Origin of the sequence: Polaribacter filamentus, from assembly GCF_002943715.1 — a bacterium.
Classification (GTDB): domain Bacteria; phylum Bacteroidota; class Bacteroidia; order Flavobacteriales; family Flavobacteriaceae; genus Polaribacter; species Polaribacter filamentus.
Map to the genome: position 1 here is coordinate 1 of NZ_MQUA01000010.1, position 7,570 is coordinate 7,570.

General features: G+C 30.7%; 8 protein-coding genes and 1 rRNA gene. 4 read left to right on the plus strand and 5 right to left on the minus strand.

Annotation, left to right across the window (positions count from 1 at the left end; translation table 11 throughout):
* Window positions 1-333 (minus strand): 16S ribosomal RNA (locus BST83_RS01915); the annotation flags it as partial.
* Window positions 334-1,078: 745 nt separating this feature from the next.
* Between BST83_RS01915 and BST83_RS01920 the strand changes: the two genes are divergently transcribed.
* Both BST83_RS01920 and BST83_RS01925 read left to right on the plus strand, forming a co-directional pair.
* Entirely contained in the window at window positions 1,079-1,573 is a 495-nt protein-coding gene (locus BST83_RS01920) for a winged helix-turn-helix domain-containing protein (RefSeq protein ID WP_104808085.1), read from the plus strand.
* 13 nt (window positions 1,574-1,586) lie between these two features.
* On the plus strand, window positions 1,587-2,147 hold the full coding sequence (locus tag BST83_RS01925; RefSeq protein ID WP_104808084.1) for an IS630 family transposase: 561 nt from the start codon (window positions 1,587-1,589) through the stop codon (window positions 2,145-2,147).
* A gap of 362 nt (window positions 2,148-2,509) precedes the next feature.
* Here BST83_RS01925 and BST83_RS01930 read toward each other — a convergent pair whose 3' ends face one another.
* The 4 genes from BST83_RS01930 to BST83_RS01945 all read right to left on the minus strand — a co-directional run bounded on the left by BST83_RS01930 (window position 2,510) and on the right by BST83_RS01945 (window position 6,466).
* Complete coding sequence (locus BST83_RS01930; protein WP_170062709.1) at window positions 2,510-3,196, minus strand: T9SS type A sorting domain-containing protein; 687 nt, start codon at window positions 3,194-3,196, stop codon at window positions 2,510-2,512.
* Window positions 3,130-3,651, minus strand: a complete 522-nt coding sequence (locus BST83_RS01935) for a hypothetical protein (protein WP_104808345.1) — start codon at window positions 3,649-3,651, stop codon at window positions 3,130-3,132. Before BST83_RS01935 ends, BST83_RS01930 begins: the two co-directional genes overlap by 67 nt.
* Entirely contained in the window at window positions 3,651-4,751 is a 1,101-nt protein-coding gene (locus BST83_RS01940; protein WP_104808346.1) for a putative porin, read from the minus strand. Before BST83_RS01940 ends, BST83_RS01935 begins: the two co-directional genes overlap by 1 nt.
* Before the next feature lie 179 nt (window positions 4,752-4,930).
* Window positions 4,931-6,466 carry a M14 family metallopeptidase gene (locus BST83_RS01945; RefSeq protein ID WP_104808347.1) on the minus strand — a complete coding sequence of 512 codons (1,536 nt, stop codon included), beginning with the start codon at window positions 6,464-6,466 and terminating at the stop codon, window positions 4,931-4,933.
* A 467-nt stretch (window positions 6,467-6,933) separates the two neighbouring features.
* Between BST83_RS01945 and BST83_RS21315 the strand changes: the two genes are divergently transcribed.
* Window positions 6,934-7,059: a M14 family zinc carboxypeptidase gene (locus BST83_RS21315; RefSeq protein WP_367889131.1), complete on the plus strand. Its 126-nt coding sequence runs from the start codon at window positions 6,934-6,936 to the stop codon at window positions 7,057-7,059.
* Window positions 7,056-7,178, plus strand: coding sequence for a hypothetical protein (locus BST83_RS21125; RefSeq protein ID WP_302849442.1), 123 nt, complete (start codon window positions 7,056-7,058; stop codon window positions 7,176-7,178). Before BST83_RS21315 ends, BST83_RS21125 begins: the two co-directional genes overlap by 4 nt.
* Window positions 7,179-7,570: the final 392 nt, after the last annotated feature.

Sequence of the window (7,570 nt, forward strand, 5' to 3'; positions counted from 1 at the left end):
CTGGTCCGTGTCTCAGTACCAGTGTGGGGGATCTCCCTCTCAGGACCCCTACCTATCGATGTCTTGGTAAGCCGTTACCTTACCAACTAACTAATAGGACGCATAGCCATCTTTTACCGATAAATCTTTAATTGTAAACTGATGCCAGTCTACAATACTATGGGGCATTAATCTTCATTTCTAAAGGCTATTCCCCTGTAAAAGGTAGGTTCTATACGCGTTACGCACCCGTGCGCCGGTCGTCAGCGAAGCAAGCTCCCTGTTACCCTCGACTTGCATGTGTTAGGCCTGCCGCTAGCGTTCATCCTGAGCCAGGATCAAACTCTTCATTGTATATTTTAAATAATATGAATGAATAAGTTTCAAAAGAATTTTTGTCTAAATAAATCTAAACATGGTTATTCTACTCTTTGTTTACGCTGTCAATTTCAATATTTTCAATGAACTTTTAAAGTATATTAATAATGCTTAACACATCTTAATAACCCCTAATTTTGTAGAAATACTAGACTCGAACTAGTCGATTTATCTCTAAACCTTTCCAAAATCTCCCTGAACTTTTTTACCGTATTTGTTAGCGGGTGCAAATATACAAACTTTCTCTAAACTGACAAGAAAAAAATAAAGTTTTTTAAATTATTTACCTCTGATAAAATCTTGAACTTACACTCCCTAAATTTGGGATTGCAAACATACAATGAATTTTGTTTTACAACCTAATAAAAATGAAACTTTTTTTATTGAAAAATATACCCATCAAATCTGAACGCAAAACTTCTAAACCCTATGCAAATACAACCTATTAATGAACTTACTAACCTACTTGTATTTCCGTTAGCGGGTGCAAATATACACCCCCTTTTTAATTACACAACCTTTTTTTAAACTTTTTTTAAAATTATCTTTAACTGCTTTATCATACCAAAAGTTATTATGGATATTTTAAACACAGTAAACAAGGAATTATAAATGAAAAACTTCATTTATAATTCACAAAAGTGAAACGAATTACACCTGTTTTTAAGTAACTTATACCAAAATAGTTTTTTAATGCCGTATATTTTCATTATATTACGTTATGGGAAGAATAGCAAGTTTAGATATTTCAGAATCACTAATTGAGCTTAAAGAATTAGTGTCAAAGCAAACAACATTAAAAGGGGAAAAGCGAGTAAAATCTTTAATTTATATAAAGACAAAAAAGTTTAAAACTCGACAAGAAGTGTCAGCTTCTGTAGGAGTTCACATCAGAACATTAGAAAGATGGGTAGAAACCTATAAATTATTTGGAATTGATCAAATGATTAGTGATAAGCCAAAAAATAAACAATCAAAAATTATTACTTCTGAAATTCATTTAGGTTTATCGCAAAGAGTTAATGACCCTCTCAACCCTTTTTTAGGATATTGGGATGCGCAAATATGGGTAAATGAAACCTATGGGATTGAGATAAAATATCAACGTATTCGAGAGTATTTAAAGCAACATTTTAAAACAAAACTTAAAAGCCCGCGAAAATCTCATTACAAAAAAAATGTAGAGGCTGAAAAAGCCTTTTTAAAAACTACCTAATACGCTAAACAACATTAGATTAAGTCTAAATAAAAATAAATACAAAGAGGTAAATCTATATTTTCAAGACGAAGCTAGATTTGGAATGATGAATCATTTAGGAAAATATTTAACAGCTAGTGGAGTCAAACCAATAGTTACTTATCAGCATATTTTCAAAACAACTTATCTATATGGAAGTTATTCCCCAATCAATGGAGATTGTTTTGTATGGGAAATTAATGGTGTTGATACTAAAATATTCGAAGCCTATCTTAAAGAATTCTCTTTATATAAGCCTAAGGAATATAAAATTGTGGTAATCGATAACGCAGGTTTTCATTCAACAAAGAATATCGAAATACCTGAAAATATTCATTTATTAAGAATCCCCCCTTATAATCCAGAGTTAAATCCTTGTGAACAAGTTTGGCAATACATTAAAAATAGATTTAAAAATCAACGCTTTGAAAAAATGGAAAACCTTAAAGAATGGCTGCATAAAACCGTCACGAAAATGGATAGTGAAACGATTAAATCTATAACTGGAAATCATCATTTTTTAAATGCATTTAATGCGGCATTTATTAACTAAATTGGTATTACATTAAACCTGTCAGACTTGTTGGATAGAAGTAGCTGCTCAAAATTTTCCAATACGTAGCGAGGTCATCTATTTACACTTAAGGTAAACGGCTTTAGTAAAATGGACCGTCCATTAAAGTAGTCATTGAAAATTGGTAGCAAAAGACCTAGAATTAAAAGCGCATAAACTATTTCTTTTAAAGCTATCTATCAGAAATAATATGTCCAATATAACTTTATAGAGCGCATACAAACTATATTACACATGACTATCTTCTATCTAAAGAATTACGAACATGTTATCCAACTCATTTTGCATCAGCAATATAATTTACAAGCATGAATTATAGATTGTTGGTGAAAACAAACTATTTATTTTTTGAGAACCTTTACTAAAGAAGTACCAACTTTTAAAAAGTAAATTCCGTTTGCTAATTTGGAGACATCAATATTTTGATTTGCAACAAAGCTATTAAATAAAAAAGAAGATGCTTTTTTGCCAGTAATCGAATACAAAGCAGCATTTTTAGATTTTAGTTTTGAGTTATCAAAAGTTAAAATAGTTGTTACAGGGTTTGGATAAAATATAATTAAGTTATTTTTGAGTTGTTCATCAATAGAAAGAGTGCTTTTTAAAATATGCTTTAGAGCATCGTTAGCCATTTTTTGAGCCTCATGTGCTACTAAAAAAACCTCATCCTTTTCCCAATTAAAAGTAGTATTTAAAGATTGTGCTGTTGATTGACTTTCTGTGAAAAAATAGCGTCCTCTAACCAATCTACTTAAACCTTGTTGAGTATCTACAACTGCATTATGTCTTAATCCTGAAGAGCTTTGGTCTGTGTCTCCAGTTCCTAAATGAATGATTAGCTTTTTAGAAAGAGCTAGTTTTAAATCTGAATTTGGCAATTGGCCTTTTTTTAATCCGTAAGGAAAATCGATAGAGAACTCAGGAACAGTATACCAACCAGCGTTTGAGCAAACTGCAATATCTAATTTACTATTTGGTAAATACAAAACAAAACGTTGTAAAAATTGTGCACCAGCAGAAGGCCCCAACCATTATATTTTTCTTGCGTACCAGAAACGGCTGACTTTATTTGTTCAAACAAAGGATCTAAAACAGAAAAAGTCCATTCTTCTTTTGCATTAAATGTTGATAAAGAAGGATTATCTCCATCATTAAAAATATTGGCTAAATTATACGCATCTCCTGTTGAGAAATCCTCATCAGAAAACTGTGGTGCAAATACCATGAATTTATTATTGTTTGCCATAGATATCCAATAATCTCTGTAATCAGCTGCATTTCTATTTACGCCGTGAAAAGACATTACTATTGGCATCGTTTTTACCTCTCCGTTAGGAATATGATAAAAAACTTCAATAGATTTTGAACTCAATGCTCCTGAAGGATTATAGGTAAATGAACCAGTTGTATTTGGTATTAAATTTTGACTATATAATGACAAAATACAGTAACTAAATAAAATAAATATGACACTTTTTTTCATTAGAAAGTAATCTGAAATAACAAATCAATCTGATTTATGTTAGTGCCAATTTTTGGATTGTAGTTACTGTATGAAGACTGTACTTTTAAGCTGTTGCCAACAAAATATTTAGACAAACCAAAAGTAGTTGCATTGGCACTTTGCAAAACAGAACTTACGTTTGTAACAAATTCTTGCGTTCTGTTTTCGTAACGCGCATCAAAACTAAAACCACTTACGGTTACATAACCAACTTGCACGTTAAAACTATCGCCTAAAGTTAAAAAATCGCTTATTTGAGTTGGTGCTAAAATTTGTGTTGCATTTGCATCGATATAGGTTTCGTTTATATTAGAAGCGCTTGCATTTACATATTCTGCTAATAAAGAAAAACCTTGATATTTTAGTAAAATATCGGCATAAATTTGTACGTAATCTGGGTAATTATTTTCGCCATTTACATCATATAAAATATAATTTCCATGACCTTCGCCAACAGCATTACTTGTACCTATATTATGACTTCCTGCAAACCCAAGAACGAATTTTAATTTTTCTTCTCTTTCTAAATCCGTGCTTGTTAAATCGTTTCCTGGTTTAAAAAATCCTAAAGGATATAAGTCTAAACGTCCACCATATTTGATTCCACCTAAATCTGTATCTCTAGAATTTGCTCCAAAAGAGTTTCTTCCATCGCCAGAAGTTACTGCTAACATTGGTGCAATTCCGAATTTATCGCCAAATTTAGAACTTACAAAAACTCCAAATTCTCTACCAGTTTCACTAAAATTAGTACTTAAAAAACTACGGTTTGTAAATTGCAAACGATCTTCTCTATACATCATTTCTCTATTGTTTAAAAACGTTTGTTTTTGACCAATAGTAATGGTTGTTGATTCGTGAGGATGATATGCAATCCAAGCATCCAACAAAGGTTCTTGCAAACTATAATCTAACTGAAATAGAAAGCTCACCTTTTCTTTTACCGCATTTCCAGAAAAATACAAATAAGATCTTCTAGAATTAAATTCGTTTTCTCGGTCAAGACCATCTGCTTTGGAAGACATAAAACTTGGTTGAACAAAACCACCCAAATTAAACTGATATTGATTATCGTTCAAAGAAAATTTAAGCCACTACCTACATTAAAACTCACCTTATTTCTATCATTTTCCTGATCTTGGTCTTCATCATCATCTTGAGCTATTGCAAAAAAAGGAACACAAACACATAAAAAAGTACAAAGTGTTATCCTAAAATTGAAGTTCTGAAATCGTTTCATATTCGATTGTATTTATTTTTAATTTAAAATTCTATATATTGGTAATTGCGCTCCTTCTTTGGTTTTTAAAAGACCAAAACTTACAAAACTATTGGGCGCTTCTGGCTCTAAAAGTTCAATAACGATGTTTGCTCTTTTTTGATTCATAGAGACCTTATAAGTTCCCTTTTTGAACATTTTTTTCTCTTTTATAATCATTGTTCTTACGTCTTGCTGATTAACTTTCTCGTATTTTTTGAAGTTTTTATCGTAATACGTAATCGTGTAACTTTCAGACATTTTTTCTTCATCTGTTGATAGCTGCGCTACTTTTACTCCTAAAATTCGCATTTTATCGACAAGTATTTTTTGATCTTCGTCCAAATAATAGGCAATTGGTCTTTTTCTTACAAGAATTGGTTTTACTCTAGCGGCATCTCGTTTTTTTACTTCTAAATCAATTATTCGTTCTGTGTTTAAATCAATAACTTGAATTGTATCTTTATAAATTGGTCTTTTATGAGTTACAACGACATCTTCTCTTTGTTCATTGATTGCTTTTTCAATTTCCTCTTTGACCAATAATTTATTATTTTTGGTTGTTTCCAGAAAGGATATTGCTACAGAAAAGGTAATAAAAACTCTTCTTTTAAAAGAGGTTTTACCAATACCTACACCTCTAACTTCTAGTAAAGTGGCTATGGTATTTGTTAAGGCATAATTTGTAACGCTTGATCTTGAATTTAAAGAACCTTGATTAAAAACTACCTCACCATTATAATCGGCTGTAGAAACATATGGAACGGTGTTAAAACCAAAACTTTTTAAACTTTTTTGTGCATTTTTCACAAAAATATTTTCTGTGAGATCTCTTAAATTTTTTGGTACATTTAAATTACCTGTATTTAAAAACATAGCGTCGTATAAGGTTACAACACCAAAATTGCCCATCATTGCTAAATCTCTTCTAAAAGGTCTAAATTCATGAAAATCTACAGCAACTTCAGGATTAAAGGCTACAAAGGCATTCTTTAAAACTACACTTTCTGGCGCCATTAATTTGGCTTGATCTCTGTTTAAATCTAATCCATTTGCAGCATATCTGTCTTTTTTTAAATAGCCATCAATATTTGCCATGGGCACAATTGCCAACTCAATATCATCTAAAATATTTTTATATTTTTCATCATTTAATAATTGATGAATTAAATACAACATTCCTTCTGTACTTGCCGATTCATCCCCATGCAACCCACCTTGCATCCAAACCCTAACTTTTTCTTTTTGATTTGGATTCGTTAAAATAACCATCGGAATTTCTCTTCCTTTTTGAGTTTTACCTATAATAGATAATTTTATTTTTTGAGGATTTTCAACTACCAAACCATTCAAAAAACTTTTTAGTTCTTTATAATTTGTATAGCCTTTTTTCTTTTTTAAAGCAGGCGTCACATTTTCTACGGATGTAACATCAGGAAAAAAAGTTTCTGTAATATTTTTTGATTGCTGACTTAATTGTCCAGCAATTGGCAATGAAATCAATAAAATTAATAATGTATAGATTGTTTTTTTCATTTCTAAACACGCCACTTTTAGACAATAGATCTAACAAAATATTAACAAGGAGTTATGCCGCTAAAATTTCAAGCAATCGTATACCATAACAGATGGTAGTGATGGTGTTAATACCAATAAAGGATTACCAACTACAGAAGATGAAATATTTTTAGATTAATTCTAACATTAGCTTTTTAAGGATGAAAAAAACAATCTATACATTATTAATTTTATTGATTTCATTGGCCAATTGCTGGACAATTAAGTCAGCAATCAAAAAATATTACAGAAACTTTTTTCCTGATGTTACATCCGTAGAAAATGTGACGCCTGCTTTAAAAAAAAAAAAGGCTATACAAATTATAAAGAACTAAAAAGTTTTTTGAATGGTTTGGTAGTTGAAAATCCTCAAAAAATAAAATTATCTATTATAGGTAAAACTCCAAAAGGAAGAGAAATTCCGATGGTTATTTTAACGAATCCAAATCAAAAGAAAAAGTAGGGTTTGGATGCAAGGTGGGTTGCATGGGGATGAATCGGCAAGTACAGAAGGAATGTTGTATTTAATTCATCAATTATTAAATGATGAAAATATAAAATATTTTAGATGATATTGAGTTGGCAATTGTGCCCATGGCAAATATTGTGGCTATTAAAAAAAGACAGATATGCTGCAAATGGATTAGATTTAAACAGAGATCAAGCCAAATTAATGCGCCAGAAAGTGTAGTTTAAAGAATGCCTTTGTAGCCTTTAATCCTGAAGTTGCTGTAGATTTCATGAATTTAGACCTTTTAGAAGAGATTTAGCAATGATGGCAATTTTGGTGTTGTAACCTTATACGACGCTATGTTTTAAAATACAGGTAATTTAAATGTACAAAAAATTTAAGAGATCTCACAGAAAATATTTTTGTGAAAAATGCACAAAAAGTTAAAAAGTTTGGTTTTAAACACGTTCCATATGTTTCTACAGCCGATTATAATGGTGAGGTAGTTTTAATCAAGTTTCTTTAAATTCAAGATCAAGCGTTACAAATTATGCTTAACAAATACCATAGCCACTTTACTAGAAGTTAGAGGTGTGTATTGGTAAAACCTCTTTTAAAAGAAGAGTTTTATT

Coding starts and splice junctions, on each gene's coding strand:
- BST83_RS01920 (WP_104808085.1), top strand. CDS start 1,079: ATGGGAAGAATAGCAAGTTTAGATATTTCAGAATCACTAATTGAGCTT.
- BST83_RS01935 (WP_104808345.1), bottom strand. CDS start 3,651: ATGAAAAAAAGTGTCATATTTATTTTATTTAGTTACTGTATTTTGTCA.
- BST83_RS01945 (WP_104808347.1), bottom strand. CDS start 6,466: ATGAAAAAAACAATCTATACATTATTAATTTTATTGATTTCATTGCCA.
- BST83_RS21125 (WP_302849442.1), top strand. CDS start 7,056: ATGATATTGAGTTGGCAATTGTGCCCATGGCAAATATTGTGGCTATTA.